At 43.5% G+C, this 22,407-nt stretch carries 17 protein-coding genes; 7 read left to right on the top strand and 10 right to left on the bottom strand.

Annotated features, from left to right (window positions below; translation table 11 throughout):
* Together N482_RS13270 and N482_RS13265 are read right to left on the bottom strand one after the other, a co-directional pair.
* Entirely contained in the window at positions 1-702 is a 702-nt protein-coding gene (locus tag N482_RS13270) for an ABC transporter ATP-binding protein (protein WP_063377485.1), read from the bottom strand.
* 36 nt (positions 703-738) lie between these two features.
* Positions 739-1,998 (bottom strand): efflux RND transporter periplasmic adaptor subunit, encoded by a 1,260-nt coding sequence (locus N482_RS13265; RefSeq protein WP_063377484.1) that lies wholly within the window; start codon positions 1,996-1,998, stop codon positions 739-741.
* 214 nt (positions 1,999-2,212) lie between these two features.
* Between N482_RS13265 and N482_RS13260 the strand changes: the two genes are divergently transcribed.
* The 4 genes from N482_RS13260 (at position 2,213) to N482_RS13245 (ending at position 7,917) form a co-directional block, all read left to right on the top strand.
* On the top strand, positions 2,213-3,595 hold the full coding sequence (locus tag N482_RS13260; protein WP_063377483.1) for a sigma-54-dependent transcriptional regulator: 1,383 nt from the start codon (positions 2,213-2,215) through the stop codon (positions 3,593-3,595).
* A 2-nt stretch (positions 3,596-3,597) separates the two neighbouring features.
* Positions 3,598-4,902, top strand: a complete 1,305-nt coding sequence (locus tag N482_RS13255; protein WP_063377482.1) for a sensor histidine kinase — start codon at positions 3,598-3,600, stop codon at positions 4,900-4,902.
* An 89-nt stretch (positions 4,903-4,991) separates the two neighbouring features.
* Positions 4,992-5,738 (top strand): LytR/AlgR family response regulator transcription factor, encoded by a 747-nt coding sequence (locus tag N482_RS13250; protein ID WP_063377481.1) that lies wholly within the window; start codon positions 4,992-4,994, stop codon positions 5,736-5,738.
* 157 nt (positions 5,739-5,895) lie between these two features.
* Positions 5,896-7,917: a Plug domain-containing protein gene (locus N482_RS13245; protein WP_063377480.1), complete on the top strand. Its 2,022-nt coding sequence runs from the start codon at positions 5,896-5,898 to the stop codon at positions 7,915-7,917.
* 27 nt (positions 7,918-7,944) lie between these two features.
* Here the strand turns inward: N482_RS13245 and N482_RS13240 are convergent, their stop codons facing one another.
* Entirely contained in the window at positions 7,945-8,241 is a 297-nt protein-coding gene (locus N482_RS13240; RefSeq protein ID WP_063372049.1) for a DUF6482 family protein, read from the bottom strand.
* Between the two features lie 177 nt (positions 8,242-8,418).
* On the opposite strand from N482_RS13240, the gene N482_RS13235 reads away from it, so the two are divergent.
* The 3 genes from N482_RS13235 to N482_RS13225 are packed head-to-tail and all read left to right on the top strand — an operon-like array spanning position 8,419 to position 11,037.
* Entirely contained in the window at positions 8,419-9,711 is a 1,293-nt protein-coding gene (locus N482_RS13235) for a LysM peptidoglycan-binding domain-containing protein (protein ID WP_063377479.1), read from the top strand.
* Between the two features lie 13 nt (positions 9,712-9,724).
* Positions 9,725-10,399 carry a hypothetical protein gene (locus N482_RS13230; RefSeq protein WP_063377478.1) on the top strand — a complete coding sequence of 225 codons (675 nt, stop codon included), beginning with the start codon at positions 9,725-9,727 and terminating at the stop codon, positions 10,397-10,399.
* Positions 10,387-11,037 carry a glycoside hydrolase family protein gene (locus N482_RS13225; RefSeq protein ID WP_063377477.1) on the top strand — a complete coding sequence of 217 codons (651 nt, stop codon included), beginning with the start codon at positions 10,387-10,389 and terminating at the stop codon, positions 11,035-11,037. Before N482_RS13230 ends, N482_RS13225 begins: the two co-directional genes overlap by 13 nt.
* Here the strand turns inward: N482_RS13225 and thpR are convergent.
* From thpR to glmU, 7 genes are all read right to left on the bottom strand, one after another.
* Positions 11,027-11,548 (bottom strand): RNA 2',3'-cyclic phosphodiesterase, encoded by a 522-nt coding sequence (gene thpR, locus N482_RS13220; RefSeq protein ID WP_063377476.1) that lies wholly within the window; start codon positions 11,546-11,548, stop codon positions 11,027-11,029. The genes N482_RS13225 and thpR overlap by 11 nt on opposite strands.
* Entirely contained in the window at positions 11,548-12,066 is a 519-nt protein-coding gene (locus tag N482_RS13215; RefSeq protein WP_063377475.1) for a hypothetical protein, read from the bottom strand. Before N482_RS13215 ends, thpR begins: the two co-directional genes overlap by 1 nt.
* A 116-nt stretch (positions 12,067-12,182) precedes the next feature.
* Positions 12,183-15,329, bottom strand: a complete 3,147-nt coding sequence (locus tag N482_RS13210; protein WP_063377474.1) for a lantibiotic dehydratase — start codon at positions 15,327-15,329, stop codon at positions 12,183-12,185.
* Positions 15,330-15,339: 10 nt separating this feature from the next.
* On the bottom strand, positions 15,340-16,563 hold the full coding sequence (locus N482_RS13205; RefSeq protein ID WP_063377473.1) for a lanthionine synthetase C family protein: 1,224 nt from the start codon (positions 16,561-16,563) through the stop codon (positions 15,340-15,342).
* A 201-nt stretch (positions 16,564-16,764) separates the two neighbouring features.
* Positions 16,765-18,894 carry a peptidase domain-containing ABC transporter gene (locus N482_RS13200; protein ID WP_063377472.1) on the bottom strand — a complete coding sequence of 710 codons (2,130 nt, stop codon included), beginning with the start codon at positions 18,892-18,894 and terminating at the stop codon, positions 16,765-16,767.
* A gap of 29 nt (positions 18,895-18,923) precedes the next feature.
* The gene (locus N482_RS13195; RefSeq protein WP_063377471.1) at positions 18,924-20,168 is read right to left on the bottom strand and encodes an HlyD family secretion protein; all 1,245 of its coding nucleotides are present in this window, start codon (positions 20,166-20,168) and stop codon (positions 18,924-18,926) included.
* A gap of 134 nt (positions 20,169-20,302) precedes the next feature.
* Positions 20,303-21,664, bottom strand: a complete 1,362-nt coding sequence (gene glmU / locus N482_RS13190) for a bifunctional UDP-N-acetylglucosamine diphosphorylase/glucosamine-1-phosphate N-acetyltransferase GlmU (protein ID WP_063377470.1) — start codon at positions 21,662-21,664, stop codon at positions 20,303-20,305.
* Between the last annotated feature and the right edge of the window lie 743 nt (positions 21,665-22,407).

The following is a 22,407-nucleotide window of genomic DNA, read 5'->3' as shown; positions in this document are numbered from 1 at the left end:
TTAAGCAACACTCGCTGCGTGATTTACTTTGCTCGCTTTATCTACAATGATTGTTCCATCGAGCAGGCGTATTACTCTGTCTGCATATTCCCCTTCGGTTTCAGAATGCGTCACCATAATCACCGTGGTGCCGTCACGATTTAACTCTCGTAGCATGGTCATTACTTCTTGAGAGTTTGTAGAGTCAAGGTTACCCGTTGGCTCATCCGCCAAAATCAGTTTAGGGTTAATAACCAGCGCGCGTGCTACAGCAACCCTCTGCTGCTGACCGCCCGAAAGCTGTTGCGGCAAGTGGCTGGCTCGATGGTCGATTGCCACACGTTTTAAAATTTCTTCAACACGCTGATTTCGCTCAGATTTAGAGATGTTTTGATACTGCAATGGCAGTGCGACGTTTTCAAATACAGTCAACTCGTCAATTAAGTTAAAGCTTTGAAAGACAAAGCCAATCGATGCTTTGCGTAAATTTGCCATCTGTTGCTCAGAAAACGCCGCAACCTCAGTGCCATCAAAATTGTAACTGCCGCTAGAGGGGGCATCCAGCAACCCTAAAATAGAGAGTAATGTAGACTTACCACAGCCAGAAGGCCCCATTATGGCTACAAACTCCCCTTGCTCAACCGTTAGATCAATGCCATTCAATGCTGTTGTTTCGATGTCATGTGTTCTAAACACACGATTTAAATTAGAAAGCTTAATCATGATTGTTCCTTAATGCTTTATAGGTGCTTATAGTTTTTAGTTTGTTAAATTTAATACTTGAGCTTTATCAAAATTACCGTAGGTAGAGGTGATAACTTGCTCCCCAGGCACAAGACCAGAAATCACCTCATAGTAATGTTGATTTTTCTTGCCCAAGCGCACGTCACGACGCGCAGCCTGGCTGCCATCACTGTTAACCACAAATACCCAATGTCCGCCACTAGTGGTAAAGAATGCCCCACGGGGCAGCAATGTCGCCTGTGCTTGCTCGTCGCTAAACATCAGTTGGGCATCTAAACCTTGCCCACGTTTGATGTCTTGAATGCCAGACGGCAACTCGGCTTCAATTTGAAACTGCGCATTGGTCACTCGGCTGTCAATTTTGCTGACTTTCGCTTGCAGCATGTTGCTGCCATGAGATATCTCAACCGCCATACCTAACGATACTTGTGTTAAATAAAATTCGTCTAAGCTCACTGCCAATTTATACTCTCTAGGAATATCTATTTGACCCAAGCGCGCGCCAGCTTGCTTTGACTCACCTACTTGCACATCTAGTTCACTGAGATACCCAGATACAGGGGCTGTGACCTGTAGGCTTTCAAGGTTTTTACGCGCAAATTGCAGATTGTTTTGCAGCATCTTAGCACTGTCTTCAAGTTGGGCCAGTTGCACTTCACGAATGCTTGTCTCTTGCTTCTGGCGCTCTAGGGTTAGTTTATGAATGTCGCGATTGTACTGTAAATCTTGACGAATTTCGTCCACTTCATCTTTGCTCGTTAGACCCTTTTTAAGCAACGCCTCAGATTGTCTAAGCCTGCGCTCTAAATGACTTATTTGTAATTCTATGTCTAACAAATCGCGCTTAAGGTTTAGCGTGTTGGTGGTCATTGTCATCTGGGTGTTACGTAAAAAATTAAGCTGTTCAGTAACTTGAGCTTCTCGACTCATCACATCCAGTTGCAAATTAGTGTTAGATAGTTGCACCAAAGGCTGCCCTTTCTCAACGTAGACTCCTTGCTCCACCAACTTCCCCTCTACACGGCCTCCAGACACAGTGTCTAGAAATATTGTCGTTTTTGGCACGACTTGTCCGCGAATATTCAACGCGTTTTTAAACTCACCACTGATCACAGCGCTGACAGTGACCCCTGCTTTATCAACGGTTTGCATTTGTCCCTGCTCTGCCGATTGGCTTAGGCTATACGCGCCAAAACCAACCAACAAAGCGAAACAGCTAAAAAGTGCCGGCTTGGTATAACGTCGATGATTTTTATTAGAGATTTTCTTGTCCATAACATCAGCTCCTCTGGCCTAGATACCTAATCACTAATCAATTTTGATGCCAAGATAAAAAACATTTAAAATACATGCAGTTAAATGTTTATATAAAAAACAAAAAATAAATGAGTGTCCGTTTACAGTACACTAACCTGTCCATAATTGGACACTATCTGTAATTTTGCGGTAAGCTGCTCGGGTCAAAAAATAACAACAATGAGCCGCCGGCATGGAAAAGCAGGGAACCATACTGATCGTGGATGACAATACCGATGTATTGCTCGCCGCTAAACTGTTACTAAAGAAACATCACAAAAAAATCCTCACCACAGACAACCCTTTTGATGTAGAAGGGTTACTTAACACCAATAAAGTCGATGTCATTTTACTCGATATGAATTTTAACCGAGATGCGATTAGCGGGCAGGAAGGGTTTTACTGGCTAAAGAAAATCCATGAGCAAGTACCAAGTATTGCCGTAGTCTTGATGACCGCTTACAGCGATGTGCAATTGGCCGTTGAAGCCATCAAAAATGGCGCAACAGACTTTGTTGCCAAACCTTGGCAAAACGACCAACTATTAACCGTCGTTGCTACAGCGCTTGCCCACGCGCAAGACAAACAAGCGATTAGTCAACTTTCACGACAAACTCAAGGGCTGAGTCAGGCACTTAGCCAACCCCAAAGTAAGTTTCTGGGGCAAAGTGACGCCATGTTACAAGTCTTTGATACATTGAATAAAGCAGCGAAAACCGACGCCAATATTCTAATCACAGGTGAAAGTGGTACGGGCAAAGAATTAACAGCTCATGCTATACACCAACAAAGTGCCCGAGCACATATGCCATTTATCTGCTTAGATATGGGAGCCGTATCTGGTAGTTTGTTTGAAAGTGAACTGTTTGGCCACAAAAAAGGCGCATTTACTGACGCAAAAACGGATAGGGTCGGTCGTTTTGAGTTGGCTCATAGCGGCACCTTATTCTTGGATGAAGTAGGTAACATGCCTCTTGATCAACAAGTTAAATTGTTAGCTGCAATACAAAATCGGCAAATCACTCCGGTTGGAGGTAATCAGCCCATCGACGTCGACATTCGTTTGGTCTGCGCGACCAATGATGCGCTGCCACAATCGGTCGTGGATGGTCAATTTCGTCAAGATTTATTGTATCGAATTAATACCATAGAAATTAATCTCCCACCCTTACGAGAGCGAAAAGAGGATATTCCTTTGTTGGTCGAGCACTATATGCATATTTACCAACAAAAGTATCGCCGCGAACTGGCACTTCCGCCCAGTACGTTACGGACACTGTGTGAGTATTCGTGGCCGGGAAATGTACGTGAGCTTGCCCACACCATAGAGCGTGCTGTTATCTTGTCTGAAGGTAATGAGTTAGCGATCCATCATGTACTCATTGCATCTAATGCGCCAGCGTCTGCGCAACCTGAAAATTGGCAAGAATACGACACGTTTGATTTAGACGAGCTTGAACAAAGAGCAATTCGCGCTGCATTAAAGCACCATCAGGGCAATGTTAGCCATGCGGCTAAAGCATTAGGCTTGACTCGAGGCGCTATGTATCGCCGTTTAGAAAAGTACGGGCTGTAATCATGAAAAGTCAATTTACGGTGCTTATCGCGGCATGCAGTTTGGTTGGTATGGGTATGTTACTGCAACTGACTCTTGTCATTCTCGGGCTCAGCGCCACCACGATTGTCATTGCCATTTCGACAATTTTATTGGTAGTTTGGATTCACCATATTTTTCGCAAGGAAAAACGTGTACCAATGGAGTTGTTCCGAGCGCTTGCGAATGGCGATCACACCTTGGGGTTACCAAGTAATCATCCTTTACGCCAAGACTTTCGTGGCGCACAGGCACAAATGCAAACTGCACAGTTCGCAGCCGAACAGCAAGTACAGTTTATCAACGCCGTGTTCAGTCATATGGATCTAGCTATGTTTATCTGTGATGATCAAGGCCAAATCATCGAGCAAAGTGTAGCAGTCAGAAAGCAGCTGGGCCTGAAAATCGAGCATATCGACGCCCTCGCTAGCAACAACCCTCAAATTATTGACTTTATTAATAACACTCGTAAAAACAGCCGCCAAACCTTCACTTGGCAAAACAATGAGATCCATGACACCTTGTATATACAGGTAAGTACACTGAGGATCCAAACAAAGTTGTATAAAGTTATTACCTTGCAATCAATTAAAGAGGAGCTCAATGCCAAAGAGCAACACGCTTACAAACAGCTCACAAAAGTACTCACCCATGAGGTGGCTAACTCAATCACGCCACTCTCTTCAATGGCACAAACCTGCATTGCATTGTTGCCTGACTCATTGAGTTTTGATGATGAGGAGGATAAACAAGATCTCCATTTAGCACTGTCCACTTTGGCATCAAGAAGTGCCCACCTGAGTGAGTTTATTCAAGAGTTTAGAAAGTTGAGTAGCTTACCAGCACCGCAGCTCACTACGGTTGACCTTGGCGAACTATTAAAAAATATTAAACAGCTCTTTTGTATGCAACATACCGATGTGGCCTTTGTTATTGAAGCACCAGACAATGCACGGTGTGTTCTTGACACCAATCAAATAGAGCAAGTTTTAATAAACCTCTGTAAAAATGCTGTCGAGGCACTTGAAATATGCGACCAGACCACACCAAAGATCACCTTAAAGATCGTCAAAAATGACAATGACAAGCTCTGTATAGATATTACAGATAATGGCCCAGGGATCACCGAGCAGGCCCAAGCTATGATGTTTGTACCGTTTTACACCACAAAACAGCAAGGCTCAGGCATTGGCCTTAGTCTATCTAGGCAAATTATGCTGCAACATGGCGGTGAACTTTTGTACTTGCACAAAGCACAAGGTGCCTGTTTCCGCTGTATATTTGGTTAGCAATATAAGTACTTAATATCGTCGCAATAGTATGGGAAAGTATCTGAAATTGGGTACACTAATCGTGCGTTTCTGGTTTGGGGTATATGATGACAGAGCAATTAAAAAAGGAATGGGCCATTTCCATAGGAGGCTGGAGTGCACTGATTTTATTTTTGACTGGCACTTACATGCTCTATGACCTTGCCATGCCTGCCTCTCAACAAATCAACAATCATCCTGCATGGGCATTGCAAGAGTGGGGAATATGGTACCTGATCACACCAATTATCTTTCGCCTATTAGATCAATATCACATCAAACAACAGCTGACACATCAAAAGTTGATTGGTATTTTGGCGCTGATGCTTTGTATTTCTCTGACATATCAGAGCATTTTCGATTTATTCGTCTTTAATGACAGCATCGCATATACCTTATTGTATTTTGCGCCCTCACACCCTTTGGCCTTGTTCGTCATTAGCTTTATTTGGCACACATTCTTACGGATTGAGCATCGCGTCAATAGCAGTATCGAGGTTGAACGCGGCGCTAAAAAGTCACAGCTTAATTATGATGATATCACCCACATCAACTCTGCCAGCAACTATGTCGAATTTCACACCCAAGAGCAGCAATTTTTAAAACGCACCACGCTCAAACAAGTCGAGCAACAATTGTTAGACTCACAATTTATACGCACCCATCGTTCGCATTTGGTCAATTTAAACTTTATCGAGCGCATTCAAATTAAACCGTCAGGCAGCGGCCTAGTGCTTCTAAAAAATGGTCAATCTGTCGCTCTGAGCAAAGCATTTAAACCAAAAGTTAAAGCGCGATTAGAAAACGCAGCTTAGACAACCAGCCCACTCGTCCTAAAATTCATAGGGATGAGTGCACTGCACCGGTCCATTCATCCCAAAGAGCGCCCAACAACCCCTAATGCTTTGATTTAATTAGTTTGTATTTATCAAATAAGCTCAGAATTTTATGTAATAGGAAGCTCAGAAAGCCATGGAAAAGTCACTCAATAATCGCTTATCAATGTTTGGGGCACTCCTTTGTGCTTTGATAGCACCTGTTTCGGCGGCACTTGATTATACAGATACCCAAAGCACGATAGACACACCACAATTCGCAGTCATCAATTATGATAATCAGGCACTAGAACAACTATATGGGCAAAATGCACTTGATAAAATTGAGCAGATCCCAGGCTTTGCATTAGTTCAAAATACCGCGAGTCGAGGCTTGTCCGCCGCAGGGGGGAACGTACTGATCAATGGCGCTATGCCCGCTTCCAAGAGTGAGTCATTGAGTCAGATACTGAGCCAACTGCCTGCCGCGCACATTACCGCTCTGCACTTCTACAGTACTGGGCACCCTTTTGGCAGTGCCAGCCAATATAATCAGGTGATCAATGTGCTTACTCATACCAGTAGCATCACAACCAATTGGCAAACTCACAGCAAACTGACCTCCGCCTACCAGCAGTATCGACCCAGTGAACTGGCTGCGCAGTTTTCTGTACCTATGAATGCATGGAAACACCAAATAAACATTCACTATCAAGATGATAGATACCAATCAGTATCCACCATAGAATCTCAATCTGCTCAAAAAATTATCACAGAAGTGGGCTCTGAAGATTTTTTTGAAAAGTTGAACAGCCGATTACTGTCGCTGAACAGCACCCGGTATCAAGCAACAAACCGCTTAGTACTCTCAGCAAAGGCGCTGCAAGATGATTGGCAAACAGACTTTTATAGGCTTTATGGCAGTATGCATCACGCGCTCAATCAAACTTGGCAGTATAATGAATCAATTGATACGATGGAGTATGAATTCAGCGCCGATTGGTTGAAAAAATTATCGCAGGACAAGCAATTACAACTTGTTGCATTGCAGAATAAGAAAACAACAAATAACCAATCAGTCACCAGAGAAACGGGTGAGCAAAACGACGTTTTTAAGCAATACAAGTCACATCAAGAGCAAGTTATGCTGTTTAGCTTTACTGCGCCGCGCAGCTTCTTGAAACCGGAAGTCGGCATTGAAATCAGCCGTAATCAACTTGATGCCGTTACGCAGGCCAGTGGTAGCCAAATTGCAAGTCGGGTATCTGAAATTAGATACCTACCATTCGTTGCATTCACCTACACAATGAACTCACAGTGGAAGTTATATACCCGTCTTAATACAGAGCATACCAAGCTCAAGAGCACAACGGCGTCTACCCATCGTAGTGATCTTAATTTTATGAAGCCACTGTTACGCTTAAGCTATGAGAGTAAGAACAGTTGGGACTTTGCACTGACAGCCAGACGCCATGTTGATCAACTCGACTTTAACCACTTTGTGGCCAGCCAAGATGCAGGGTTTGATCGCAGTCAGTCTGGCAATCACCGATTGCAACCGAGTCAATTCAGTGAGTTAGCTGCACAGCTAAATGCCCGCCTAATGGACTCCCTCTTCATCAGCTTAAAGGTGTTCAATCAGTGGCAAAAAGATATTCATGAGGTAGTTACACTGACAAATGGTAGCGCGGGCCTTGGCAATGCGGGCAATGCGACGCTATTAGGGAGTACTCTCTCTTCGACTTTGAGTACTGATAACTTACTATCTGGCAGCCAACTCTCCCTTGACTATGAATATTCAACCGCACGCTATCACGATCCGCTTACAGGCACTCGAGCGACCACAGGGTTAACGCCACATAGTGCCAGCATAGAGTTTAGACGAGATATGCCAAATTATAGTTGGGGCGTAGACATCACTCTGCCCGAGTCTGCGACTTACTTCTATCAGGATGAAATCTTTGTCGAGCGCGATCACACAGAAATAAATGCTTTTGGCGAATACACCCTGTCCGACTCGCTGCGAGTCAAAGTCGCAGTTAGCGCGCTAAACTCCGCTAAATATACTTATACGCAAACCTATTTCGACTCAAGGCGAGGTGAAATATTCGATGGGGAAACACGGTTTAATGACCAGGTGAAACCCGTCGTCACAGTGTCTTTGACAGGCACTTTATAAAACAGGGCGTTTACGCCCCAACTTCATTTAATGTACGAGTGGCAACTTAAATCGACAATGTCCGTCGCTGACACTACCCACCATTTCATCGTAGGCTGTTTCCATATCAAAAGTGGCTTCTTTGGCTCCAAGCTCAACCAGCTCAACTTCTGCTTCTCGCAGAGAGTTGTATGTGACGATTTTACCCTGCTTATCTGTGATTAGATGGTAATTACCTAAAACATCTAACCCACCAGCAAGATAATGGTTAGAGTCTGCGTAACTCAAAATGACGGGATCCATGTAGCTGTGCTCAAATTGCTCTTTCAATTCTGTGCGGTCCATAAAAATACCCCTTACTGAATGGAACTACTTTACTTAAACGCAACAAAACCAATTTTAGTTCAAAAAAACAACAACCACTATGTAATTCCCTCATCTTGTACCAGTTTTTTAACTTGTCTATTTATTTCATAAACTTATAAAATAGCGTTACAAAAACAATAATAAGGGTGCTGAATTATGCTCAAACGTTTATTACTCATCTCCACAATTCTGATGCTTACGGCTTGCCAGTCAACTCCGACATCAGAGGAAGTCCATGATGTCCCATCAGAAATACCGGAATATCAACAAACCAGCAGCCACCAAGATGTGACAGCACCACAAGGCGCTCATACTGAAAGTACGTCTCCAACTGCACCAGAAGATGCGGAAGATGTATGGCAGCGTATACGCCAGCAGATTAGCTTCGCGCCATCAGAGCACAGCAGAGTAAAAAAGCGTATAGAGTGGTATTTAAAGCACCCAAACTACATGCACACAATCAGTGAACGAGCCGAGCCCTTGCTTTACTACATCGTGACTGAAATCGAAAAACGAGGTTTACCCATTGAATTAGCGCTCATGCCACTCATTGAAACAGATTTCGATATGCAGGCTTATTCTCATAAACATGCTTCAGGACTTTGGCAGCTCACACCACTCATTGCAAAACACTATGGTCTTAAAATAAACCCTTGGTACGATGGCCGCCAAGATCTTATAGACTCAACCAATGCAGCACTGGACTTCCTCACTTACTTGCATCGTCGATTTGATGGCAACTGGTACCATGCTATTGCGGCATATAACACCGGTGAGGGCCGCGTATTTAGAGCAATAGAAAAAAATCGTAAAGCCGGTAAATCAACAAATTTCTTTGCGTTAGAATTACCGCGACAAACTCGCCATTATGTACCTAAGTTACTTGCTGCAACCCAGCTACTTAAGCAGCAGCTGATGAATTTCCCTGTCATTGCAAATACACCTGCAATCTCCGTGGTTTCACTACCTAGCGCCACTATCCTCGACAGCAGTCCTGAATGGTCAATGCTGGCTCAACTGAATACTGGGTATGCACGCTTTCCTGCGCTGCTAGGTGGCCCGAACCGACTCATTCTGCCCGTTCATAAAGCAGATAAATGGCAGCTGTATGCACAAAACCTACCTACTATGCCCAATGAGCAATGGCAGTCCTACACCATACGTCGCGGTGATAGCTTGAGTGTGATCGCGCAAAACTACGGATTGAACGTGTCGCAATTAAAATCCTTCAACCAATTACGTTCAGATAAAATTCGTATTGGCGACAAATTGATCTTACCCATCCTTGCAGATCAGCAGTACACCTACACGGTCAGATCGGGCGACAGCCTCTGGCGCATTGCCAAGCAATTTAACGTATCTGTTAATAAGCTCAAACAATGGAATCAGCTACCTCACTCAACCTTGCAAATAGGCAAGCAGTTAACCATTTTCTTAGCCGCGCCATAATAGGAAGCTTGAGATGTCGACAGAACAGCCAGCAGAGCACAATAACGCTGTAAAATTGAGTAAGTTCAAATTGCGCCTGTCTCGTTCAAAGATGAACAGCATATTGGCGCTCTGTGCAATTTTAATCTCCGCGGCTTCTTTTTATGCCACTTATATGCAAGCGAAAGCCGCACAAGAGCAGGTGGCGGCAGCGGAGCGACAGCTTTACGCAGAAACTTGGCCTTGGTTGCAAGTTAGCTTCAGTGACTATGATCTTGAGGCAGATCGTGCTCGCATGACTGTCAAAGTCACTAACTCAGGAACCGGCCCAGCTCTAATAAAATCCATGCAGTTTGAGTTCCAAGGCACAACATATAAAAACCTCAGAGCATTATTAAATGACTGCTGTAGCCTCGATGCCTACAAAACGGCCCTGACAGAAGTACAAGCCGATAACAACGACATTAATTACATGAAGCAGTTTGGTTGGTACGTAACCAGTAACCCCAATAATGCTCTGTTGGCAGACGGCAATGATTTAGTTTTGTTTTCAATGACTCGCAGTAACTTTAACAGCAACCTGTGGGGAAAAATCAGTGAGATGGTACCAGGTATTGATGTAAATACTTGCTATTGCTCCCTACTCAAGCAATGCTACACAGTTAACAGAGCATCAGAAGTCAAAAAGGTTGCGAATTGTTCCAGTTGAAAACATTAGACCGCCACTTGGCCGCCAAACATATCTGTTTATATGAAGGTGTAATTGCCCACCTCTACCTTGATACACGCGGTAACGTAACTCTGGGTGCTGGTTTTCTCATTGATGACCCTAAGACACTGGCAAAAATAACTTTAAGGGAAAAGTCGACAAAGAAAGTCGCGAGCAGAGACCTTAAAGCGCAAGAGTTTACCATCATCGCAAAACTCCCTGAAGGGCGGCGTGCTAGTTGGTATGAGCAACACTGCCAGCTGTATTTACCACATGAAGAATGCTTAAAACTGCTGGATAAAAAGTTGCGCGCTTTCGAGCGTGAGCTAGACACTTTATTTTGTGCTCAAAATGGATATATCCCTTTCAAAAAAATGCCCAGTAGTGTTCAGTTGGCACTCCTTGATATGGCCTATAACCTTGGTACGACTAACCTGAGTCGAGCGTGGCCAAAGTTACTCAATGCCATACGCGCTGAGAATTGGTCAGCCGCCGCGGATGAATGCCACCGCAAGCATGTTAGTGCTGCGCGAAATAAAGCAACCGCCAAGTTATTTCGTCAAAGTGGCTCTGTGGGCATCATACGTCGACTTGCTCATTTTTTACTGACCCAACTCAGCCAACGCATCAAGCGCTGAGGCCAAATGAGGCTATCGGCGTATAATGCAAGCCATCTTGTAACGCATGTGAATGGTACAAGTGAAAGTTTGACACAGTCAGCGTAAAGGGCTCTATTGGTGCTCGTACTTGAGGTATCGGTTTATGATTCCGAAACAGCGTAATATGCGGTAAATACGCATATGGGTTGGTATACAGTTGCCATTGTTCTGAAATATCTCGCAGTGGCGCAGCCAAACTTTCCAAAGCTTCGCAAGGTGAAGGTGATAAATAAAAAATACCATTGTGCGCCCAATAGCCTGATTGTGCAAAATGAAGCTCAAAAGGCGCAACATTAAGCTGACCTGCAAATTCAATCAGCGCGTCGGTTGTAGATGCCTCCACTTGTGCTAAAAATGCCAACGTGATGTGCCAATTTCGAGATAAAGTAGGCGCTTTATGATATTCCACTGAATCGTCTAGCCATCGCTGAATTACAGCCGTTGTTGGACTATCCAAACCGATACCAAAAAATAACCTTCTCGTTGACATTACTTGAACTTAACTGGTTTGTTACTCGGACGATAGGTTCTTTGCTCAGGGTTAGTCCACTTGCCATTTTTTAGGTATTGCGTTGAAACGGTGAACGCTCCATTTTTGAAACGACTAGTCGACTTCACTTCAGTAATACCGTCTTGATTCCCTTCAACTGACTCATAAGCGACAAACTCATGCTCACTGATGACCTCTATCTTGCCCGACGTATAAAAGCCAGCAGTGGTAAAATAATAAAAGACAATACTCTGCTTTGCTTTATCCCAAAATAGCAAAGACTCCCCACCATATGCACCGTCATTAATAGAGTGCAGCGTTCGAATGGCCGTGCCATTGAGCGCCCGCTCCCACTGACTTACATCTGTAACCGCAGGTTGGCCGCTCGCCATTGAAAAGCTTGCTTGCCATGTCCCTAAGTACGGTTCAAACACCTTGAGTTCATCTGCGATGTTCGCCGCCCACGCACTTTGTGCACACAAAAAAATACCGCAAAACACTCCGATTAAACGTCTCATCTTTCTACCATATTATGTAAAGTTATCTCTCTATATATAGCCATAGCGAGTAGTTTTAGCTCGTATTAGACATAAAAAAAGCGCCCGTGAGCGCGCTTTTCATCATATATGGTGGGTTACGTTTTTTTGTCTGCAGAAAAATACTTACGGCGCAGTAAATCATGAATAACCAGTTCCTGCTCACGGCCATAAGCTTTGAACATACGATTGTTATGCATGTGCAGTAATGAACTTAGCAAAGAGTTTCGCGTACAATTTAATTGCCCCTCTGTGATTTGTCGGTTGAGTACCTCAATCACAGGAGCAACGCTTGCTTGCCACTGCTCTAGAATGGTAAGTATCGCACTTTGCGCTTCGTCACACTGCTGCGCTTGTTCCGGCACCAGCTTTATAAAATCGTCATCCATCTGAGCTTGATATTCTCGATAACGGTTTCCTAGCTGCTTGCGTAGTGCGCTCGTTTCATTAAATTCTCGACCAAAGGCATCTCGAAGTTGGCTGACCAACTTGAGTCGTGCTTCACCGGTGTATTCAAACAAGTTAAGTAATCTATGCGTACAGGCCAACGCAACACGCCAACGGACATTTTCACCAAATGCTTCTATGAGTCCACATACTTGCGCTATCAAACGGCTGTCATGCATAAACAGTGACTCAACCAAACTCATCGACTCTGGACCACCATATCGCTCTACTTCACGTTCATAGGTCATTAGCTCCACTTTATGCAGCTCGCCCGACTCTATTTTAGGATCCAGTAATGAATTCAAGCGTGGTAATAGCTGACCACATAGTAAACTAGGGTCGCCATGAAAACGCAGTCGAATGTGCCAATCTGGATCGCCATAACGAATAAAGAACCATTTGTCGTATAGCTCAGCACTTTGCTCTATAAGCGGTAAAAGCTCTTCTGTGAGTAATTGTTCAACTAATGAATTGCCAGAATAGATCTTAAGACTAAGCCATTCAGACCCTGCACTAAAACGTCGTTTAATCGGGGCTGCGGTAATGTTTGCATGAGGGTCATCAGAGAAGTGCGTATGCGCCTTAGCATGCTCATTAATAAAAGGCACAATAACTTCATTGCTGTAACGCATTCCTTTATTATCTACCACGCGGGATCGATAGCTATTGGAGAGCACCTCTTTTAGCTCAACATTGGTATGGCCTTTTGTCTCTGCTAGCAAGATAGCGAACATCTCAGGGTTACGTAAATCAAGCTGCAACACATTGTCTGATATAGCAAAACTCACTTGTGCATCCAGCGTATATTTAGCGATAAGTGCATCTAATTTTTCGCGATTGAATTGCCCTTTCTTGCTTATGGCTTCCAGTTCAGTGCGTTCAATACGCCATACCTTTTCGCTTAAAATTAAATTATCTAACATCACTCGTGGAACGAAGGCTGCGCGCTCTGTACTAGGCGGCATTCTAAAGTGAGGCGCTCGCCCTTCTTGGTTTTGCAACATACATAAGAATTTATAGGCGCTTAAACTGCGAGCTGAGTAGTTGTGGGCACTAGATAGACGCGGAATAACTTGTTTATCAAGACGTTTACTCCAGAGCTTCACTTTTTGCCCTTCTACCCATACATGTAAATCGCTGAGTGGGATCTGATAATCTTCGTCCAGTGAACTATCCGCCATAAAGACAATTTCATAATCTCTCAAATGAGGACGTGCAATCACATTACCCGGTCGCCCCTCAGGCATATGGACCACTTCAGCAAATACTACACTTTCACTGTGTGCTTGCTCCTGCTCCAAATGCTGTGTCACGGCCTCTTTGAGCTCTGAATCAAGGTGACAAAAGCGCCCTAATAGGTTAGCTGATGACGGACCATAACAACCGTTAAACTTGTATACAGGGTGACCTTTATCGTCTTCAAACAGACTCAACATGGTGCCAAATGAGAATGGAAAGTTTTGCACGGCCTCTTGGTTATTCACTTTGGGTTTGAGCTCTTTGCTCTTGAGTACAACACAATCTTTGTCACGATTTTCAGGTAAGCTAAGTGCGCGCTCCACTAGATTTTCGATCATGCTGACTTCTGGCACAGTCGCTTTATTCGACCCGCTACGCGCCAAGTTGAGACCAGCAACTAGCGGGGCTTCATACCCAGTTTCGGTGGAGATCCCAATACCGGACTCATCATCCAAGATCACATCGAGCGATACAAACTGGCCTTCAAAGCGGCTGTTAAATTGGCTTATAAACTGGCTTAATCCACTAGAAGGCTCTGTGACGGTGAGACCAGCTATCAACTCAAGTTGCTTTTGTACGCGCTTAATTTCCATTTCAGAGAGACTGCACTGCTCAAAAGCGCGATAGATGTCGCTTTGGAAAAGCTTATTTTCTTCCGCTTTTACAGGCAAACTTTCTAAATGCGACAACAGCTGTTTATAAGGCGTAATTTCTCCGCTAGATGCTTCGTCTAATTTATCAATTTGCGACAGCGCAGTCGCTAATTTGTCCGCTGCATCAAACTCTTTGATTTCTGAAATCGACTTGAGCAATGCATGATCTGGTGAATCTCCAGTGAGTGGTAATGGTATATCTGCTAGCAAAACCCCTTCGTCAATAAGGTCCTGAATATAGCTTTCTACCTCTTCTTGTTCGGCCTCAGGGTAGTGACCCGCAAAGCGTGACACCAGTTCATTGAAACTTACCCCTGGTTTCGCTAGCGCCAGTGCAAACCTAAAGTATTCGTCACTTTCCACCGCACTTAAACGGTATTGCATGGTGTCATCAGAGAGATATGTTTCTATATACCGACACTGCTGTGCGACAAAATAATGGGATGAGTTAGGTTTGTAAGTTAAGTTGTCTGAACGAGAAGCATGCTTGATAAAGTGCTCCTTCAAAGCCGACAAATAAAACATATCCAAACGCGTTTTACGGCTATCATCAAGATGATCAGCTGGTGTTAATGCTGTATTAGACGCTATTGTGCCCTTGTGAATACCTGAAAATAACCCAAATGGTGTAGGTCTAGAGCACATACGCACCATATATTTAATCAGTGCATGGGCAACTTTTTTGCCTTGTTTAGAATCTGGTTTCGTGCGCCATAATTCAATACGTTCCAACAGTGATGGGCTGGCTAAGTAGATCGCTTCTTCAACACCCGGCGTCGCAAGCCAAGCGCTTAATAGTAAGTTTGTATCTGCACCTTCTTCACCGAAGGCAGCTAATTGTTCAAGGGCTAACCTTGGTGTTCGAATTACAAAAAAGTTGTCATTTTTTAGTTGTTTTGTAGACATGTACTTCTCCTTAAGACATCAGTAAGCATTCAGTCCAGCTTGAATCATCATTCAACAAGCTAATAAACGCACAACCAATACCGGCATACCCCATCAATAAACCAAAGTCTTCTGCATGGGCTTTCTCTACTCCACTGTATGAATAGAATGCTTTGATACCGTCCTCGTGGAACTTTTCAAGGCTGTATTCAACCCAAAAAACGCTTCTGGCTTTAAGTTCTGGGTGTGGCATCAACTTATCGAGCAATTTAAAAATCAGGGCTAACCCAACGAACCCATGACATACACCTGCATCGTTAATGTAGCCGTCAACAGCTCTTCGTTTGCAAGCGTGGAGTGCTACCTCTAATGCATGATCAACATAGCTTGGGCGATCCAGTGCTTTACCTGCCCGAGCCAAAATCATGGCAATTGTCAAATCACCATAACACCATCCCAGTCTAGATTGTTCATCTGAACCGACACACGAACCATAGCAAGAGTGACGCTCGTTTCCCTTCTCGCTTGTATTTTGATGTGCCATTAACCAATCACATGCCCCAGACAACAACTTGGTGACTCGCGCATTCAGAGAAGGGATATTGTGAGCAGGTAAAAGAGCCGCAATCATACCCGGAACCCCGTGTGCCAAACCAAGGTTAAACTCTGGTTTTTCTGTGTCATTTGTATCAAATCGATACACCGATTGCGCAGGCTGAGACCAAGCAATATGGCCATTGTCAAAATAAGTCGCAGTGCTTTCAAGACCCGCAACGATTGTGCTGTACAATTTATGCTGTTCTGAATATTTGGCTCGAAGAGCCGTGTACGGTGCATAGCCACTTAAGCCGAGCACCATTTCTATTTCACCAGACCAAGGGTCATGATCTAATGCCCGTGCAAACAGCTCGTCGACATCATCCAATAGCTGCGGGTCATAGTCTTCCTGATCAGCTTGATTAAAATACTCAAGTACCCAGGCTTGCCCCGCAAGGCCATTACTTAATTCAAAGCTCTGATCGGTGAGTTGCTCTTGTAAAGCTTCCAGCATATCGCTGAATACCGCTTCATCAACAATCTTTGGGTCAAATTGGTAGGCGTTGAATAAGAACAATAGCTGGCCCGCAACACCACTCAACAAGCCGTTTTGGTGCGCTTGCCCTGATTTAAGGTTGTCACTCACGCGGCTTGCTAATAGCGTGATGATCTCAGTTACTTCCTGACGTTGATTTTCTGTGATAGATAGCTTTGCCATGATCTTCCTTAGATAATAAAGCGTTATTCTTTTTGTTATATCAATAAAAACTAACTCAAATAAATACGCAGCTCAACAGTTAATATCCGTTCAAATGTTTATTGAGTTAGGTTGAGTAGATTATTATTTTCGGTGCGCTAAAACATTGCTCTCAACCAGTAAATAAAAAAGCATTACCCCCTCAAACAGGGGCGCATTTAATTATTCACTTTCCAGTTGGAGTTCTTCTACCTTAACTTTCTGTAGGCGAATCTCGCGATCTGCTGATGCAATAGTCTCTTTACGATGCGCAATAATAACGCGGGTCATATCAAGTCTGCTGACAGCCTCATTGATATCCGATTCTAAATTAGTATCCAAATGACTGGTAGCTTCATCCATAAACAAGATTTTAGGTTGCTTATAAAGCGCCCGGGCTAAAATAATTCGCTGCTTTTGGCCGCCTGAAAGTGATGACCCCATATCGCCGATCAAGCTGTCATACCCCATTGGCATTTGACTGATATCATCGTGTATAGCCGCCATTTGTGCGCAATAAACAACCCGCTCCATATCGATTGGCGAGTCAAAAAAAGCGATGTTGTCAGCAACCGACCCAGATAACAGTTCATCATCTTGCATAACAGCTGCAATTTGCTGTCGATACTGCCGTGCACCAATTTGTTCAATGGGCACACCATCAATCAGCACATCACCATTTTTGGCTTGGTTAAGCCCCAACATAATTTTTAATAACGTCGATTTACCGCAACCAGAAGGGCCGGTAATGGCGACAGATTCGCCTTCATTAATTTCTAAACATAAGTTGTTTAATACATTAGGAGTTGCATCAGAGTATGAAAAGCAGATGTTTTTAAGTTCAACTTTACCCGCAACAGTGTGCTTCTTAAACTTCTCAGGCTGCAGCGTCTCCTTGTCTGTCAGAGCGATATCCGCGATACGGTCAAAGTGCAAACCTACCATCTTAAACTCGATGAGCTTTTCTATTAAGTTAGCAGTCTTGTCCATGAATTGGCGCTTATAAGACATAAATGCGAACAGCATACCTGTACTAAACCCACCGTCCAAAACTAGGTGTGCCGCTAAGTACACCACGAGAATATTCTCGATCCCAAATAACGCACGGTTAATAGCTTCGTATCCAATTTGAAAGTTACCCAGTCGAATGCTTTGGTTTATTGCATTTGCATATCGATTCTGCCATTGCCCCTCGCGCTTCACCTCTGAGCCAAATAACTTTATTGTTTGAATGCCGCGCACCGTTTCCATAAAATTGGAGTTCTCTTCGGCGCGAGCCATGATCTCTTGCTCACTGATACTTCTAAACGGCTTATACATGGCCACTCTGACCAAGGCATAGGCAATGACCGCAGTCAATACCACCAGCGAGAGCGTTGGGCTGTAAAAAAAGATCATCGCAAGCGTAATGATCGCCATTAAACCATCTATGATGGCTTCGATAACCCCCGTAGTCAGGATTTGCTTAACCTGCTGCAATGAGCCAAACCGTGAAACCACATCACCCATATGGCGCTTTTCAAAATAAGAAATCGGTAAGCGCACCAAGTGATGAAATAAATTGGCGCCCAGTTGGATGTTCATTTGGTTACCAAAGTGAAGTAACGTGAACCCTCGCAATGCATTAGTGGCAATCTCAAACACCAGCACCAAGAAGAAACCGGTAGCCAATACGGTCAATAAATTTGTATCCCCAGTCAGGACAACATCATCTATGACAAGCTGGATATAGTATGGCGCCGCGAGCGTAAATACCTGCAACAAAATAGACAACAAGAAAATTAGTATCAAAGAACGCTTTAAGCCAGTGATGCGGCTCCAAAAGTCTGCAAATCTCAAACTCGGCTTTTTCTCTTGTTTTTCAAAGCTCTTGGTCGGTGTTAGCTCTAACGCAACACCAGTAAAGTGTTTTGAAGCCTCTTCTAAGGTAAAAGTCTTTTCTCCAGAAGCCGGATCATGAATAACGATACGTTTTTCATTGGCTTTTTTTAACACCACAAAATGGTTCATATCCCAATGTAGGATACAGGGGGTTTGCAACGCATCTAGATCTTCTAGTTCTATTCTCAACGGCCGAGAACTGAGTTCTAGTTGCTCACCAAAATGCATAATATCAAGTAGCGTTGCGCCTTCTATTGATATACTGAATTTTTGTCTCAAGGTAGTCAAATCACTGTGATAGCCATGGTAAGCAGCCACCATCGCCAAACTTGCTAACCCACATTCAGCGGCTTCAGACTGCAAAATAATAGGCAGTGAATTTCTTGACCAAAACTGTAATTTTTGTACCGGTGAATTGTCTTCCTCGTACATACTAAGCCTTTTATTATCGTTATTGCAGCTTACAGCTGTCCTTTAATACTAAATACCGGATCAAATAACCATCGTAATAGAGAACGCTCCTCGATGATAATATCTGCATCTAACATCATACCCGCACGCAATGGTGTTGATTTTCCATACGCTTGAATCTCCTGTTCAGACAGCGACACTATGACGCGATAAGCTGGTTCACTAATAATACCGGGAATAATAGCTTCCTCAGGCAATATCAGACTGGTACTAACTTGTTTAATCTCTCCACCATAAATGCCAAACTTCTCGTATGGGAAAGCGTGATAACGCAATTTTGCTTGTTGTCCCTGCTCAATAAAGCCAAACGCCGATGTCGGAACATAAATAACGGCCTGCATCTGGCTATTTGCTGGGATCACGCTTAATAGCTTTTGTCCTGAAATGACGTTCTTGCCGACCTTCGCCAACAAGCCTGTTACAACCCCAGCTTTTGGGGCTCGTAGTTCGCCCAGTCTCTGTTGTTCAATTGATGTCAATTGAATCTTTAGTTGGGCACGCTCGGATTTGAGTTGATTGATCCGTTCATCATGTCCTAATGGAAGTTTTTCTAGTTGTGTGTCGAACTGTTCTATATGGGACTCTAAACTGAGTTTTTCTGAACGGATATTGGAAGACTGTTGTTGGAGTGACAGTAAAGTATCTTTCTGCCTTTGTAACTCCAGCTCAGAAATATACCCTGTTCCCTTCAAGGTACTGATTTGATTTACCATTTGCTTATTCAAGTCGAGGCGCTGTGAGAATGTAAGCTGTTGACTATTTAATTCTTCAAGACGCTTTTTAGCACTGACTTTTTGGAGCATTAGCTCGTTGAGATCTAATTGGTATTGTTGTTCTTGCTGAGCAATAAGTCGCTCAATGTTTTGTATTTGAAACGTATATTGATTGAGTAGCGCTTGGTTTAGTTCCAGCGCTTGAGTACTGTGCTTAGCCGATGCAATTCGCAAAATAGGCTGCTCGGCTTCTACAAACTGACCTTCCTCAACCAGCACTTCGGCGACCACTCCCTCTTGTGACGCAACCATATTGAGGATCCCTGTATTTGGCTCCAGCACACCAGATACGCGTTCTTTTCGCGCATAGCTACCTACTGCAAGGAAAATAATGCTGATGGTCACCACAAACAAGATCAGAAAGGTGAGTGTTTTAAACACAGGTGGTTGAACTAAACTCACAGCTCCTTCTAATCGGTGTCGCTTATTCTCAAGTACTTCTTTGCGAAAGAGATTTTCCATAATAACTTGTACACCTGAATTAATTGTTTTTATTGTTAAATTTTAATTAACCCCTTCGTAATGTATCACTTTGAACACCAGAAAGAAATGAGATACAAAAAAAGGGAATTCAATTCCCTTTTTTGCAATATGAGTTAGGCTTTCTTGGTCGGGCGCTGCCAACCGTCGATATTTCGTTGCTTGCTTCTGGCAACTGCCAATTGCGCATCAGCAACCGTGCTCGTAACTACTGAGCCCGCAGCCACCGTTGCTTGTGCACCAATATTCACCGGCGCAACTAGCGAAGAGTTAGAGCCAATAAAGGCGCCATCACCAATCACAGTTTGTGACTTGTTAACACCGTCATAATTGCATGTAATGGTACCTGCTCCAATATTCACTTTTTCACCGACTGTGGTGTCGCCTAAATAAGTAAAATGGTTTGCTTTTGAACCAGACCCTAAACGAGACTTTTTCATCTCTACAAAGTTACCAACATGGGCGTTTTCTTCCAATAACGCACCAGGTCGTAATCGTGCAAATGGTCCAACTGTACAAAGGGCTTTCACTTGTGCTTCTTCAATCACTGAGTTTGCTTTTATCACCGCGCCATCGCCAATTTGGCAATCTTTTAATACGCAATTTGGCCCAATACGCACATTATTACCGATCTCAACCTGACCTTCGAAGATGACATTGATGTCTATCTCAACATCTTGCCCGGTTGTCACTTCGCCACGAACATCAATACGTGCCGGATCAGCAAGGCTGGCACCATTTATCATTAATTCATTCGCTTGGCGAGCTTGGTAGGCGCGTTCTAAGGCAGCAAGCTGAACGCGATTATTAGCACCTTCGACTTCCATTGCGTCGTCCGGCTGTGCAGAGCTGATTTCAATGCCCTGCGCGTGTGCCATGGCCACAATGTCTGTCAGATAGTATTCACCTTGCACATTATTATTAGATAACTGACCCAACCACTTTTTAAGTAAACCACCATTGGCAGCCATAATGCCGGTGTTGATCTCGTTAATTTCTAATTGTTCAGCAGAGGCATCTTTTTGCTCAATAATTCCCACAAGTTTGCCATTTTCACGCAACATACGACCATAACCAGTTGGGTTATCAAGCGTCATAGTTAGTACTGCTAAGCCATTTTCAGGCGTTGCCATCAAGAGTCTTTCTAATGTAGAACGTTTGGTCAGAGGCACATCCCCATATAAGACCAATACCGTATCATCATCAGCAATATGCTCTTTTGCCACAGCCACAGCGTGCCCAGTTCCAAGCTGTTCTTCCTGAAGTACCCAATTAACCTCATTGTGTGCTAGGTACTCTTTTAATAGCTCTCCGCCATGGCCATAAACCAAGTTGGTGGCTTTTGCGCCCATAGCAGCGGCATTGTCGATAACGTGCTGAACCATTGGTTTGCCAGCAACTGGATGAAGAACTTTAGGTAAGTTCGATCGCATACGAGTACCTTTACCCGCAGCTAAAATAACTGTATTCAGTGTCATCAGTGATGAATCCTTTTTTTACTTACTATCCCCTTTGCACTTCACGCACTTTAAGGCCGCCACTCCATGTGTACAGCCAAACATATTTGCAGTTTGTAAAATGAGCCGGAAATGATTGCTGATATTTTAACTATATTTATCTCAATTAATAGTCAAATTAACGCTATTAATGCTCATCTGCCGAGTAACATTGATTGTTTATAGAGTTTTCTCTTGGTCTTAATAACAAAGTTGTACGCATTGCCCAGACTCTATTGAGACAATCTTGACATTACAGCTGGTTTTCGATGCATTCATTCATCGCAATGGGATCAACCAAGTGGTGTGCTGACATTGTTTTTCACCGACAGATTCTGGCTAAAATCACAGCAATTGGCATGAAAATCGGCCAAGAAAAGCGATAAAAAGTTCTAATTAAACCATTTAAGAATATACCAAAGCTTATAAAACAAAGACTTAAACCAAAACCTTATATACAAATCATAACCTTCTAGTAATTAACTTTTTCGAAAATCTTGTTACCTTAGGAGTCAGGTTGCGGCGCACACAAAAACACTTCAACCAGATAAAACAAGATAAATAACTAAACAGAAATACGAGCTCTACTCTACATAAAAAAATAAGTAAAAGGACACACAATGAAACTAGCTATCACTAAAAAGAACATCAAAAACCTCAGCCAAGATAAAAAACGTCTTCCTGCAGATATGACAAAAGTTATCAACGGCGGCTCAATGCCAAAC

It is taken from the genome of Pseudoalteromonas luteoviolacea NCIMB 1942 (genome assembly GCF_001625595.1).
Lineage (GTDB): Bacteria > Pseudomonadota > Gammaproteobacteria > Enterobacterales > Alteromonadaceae > Pseudoalteromonas > Pseudoalteromonas luteoviolacea_A.
This window is presented reverse-complemented; position numbering and strand designations above follow the sequence as displayed.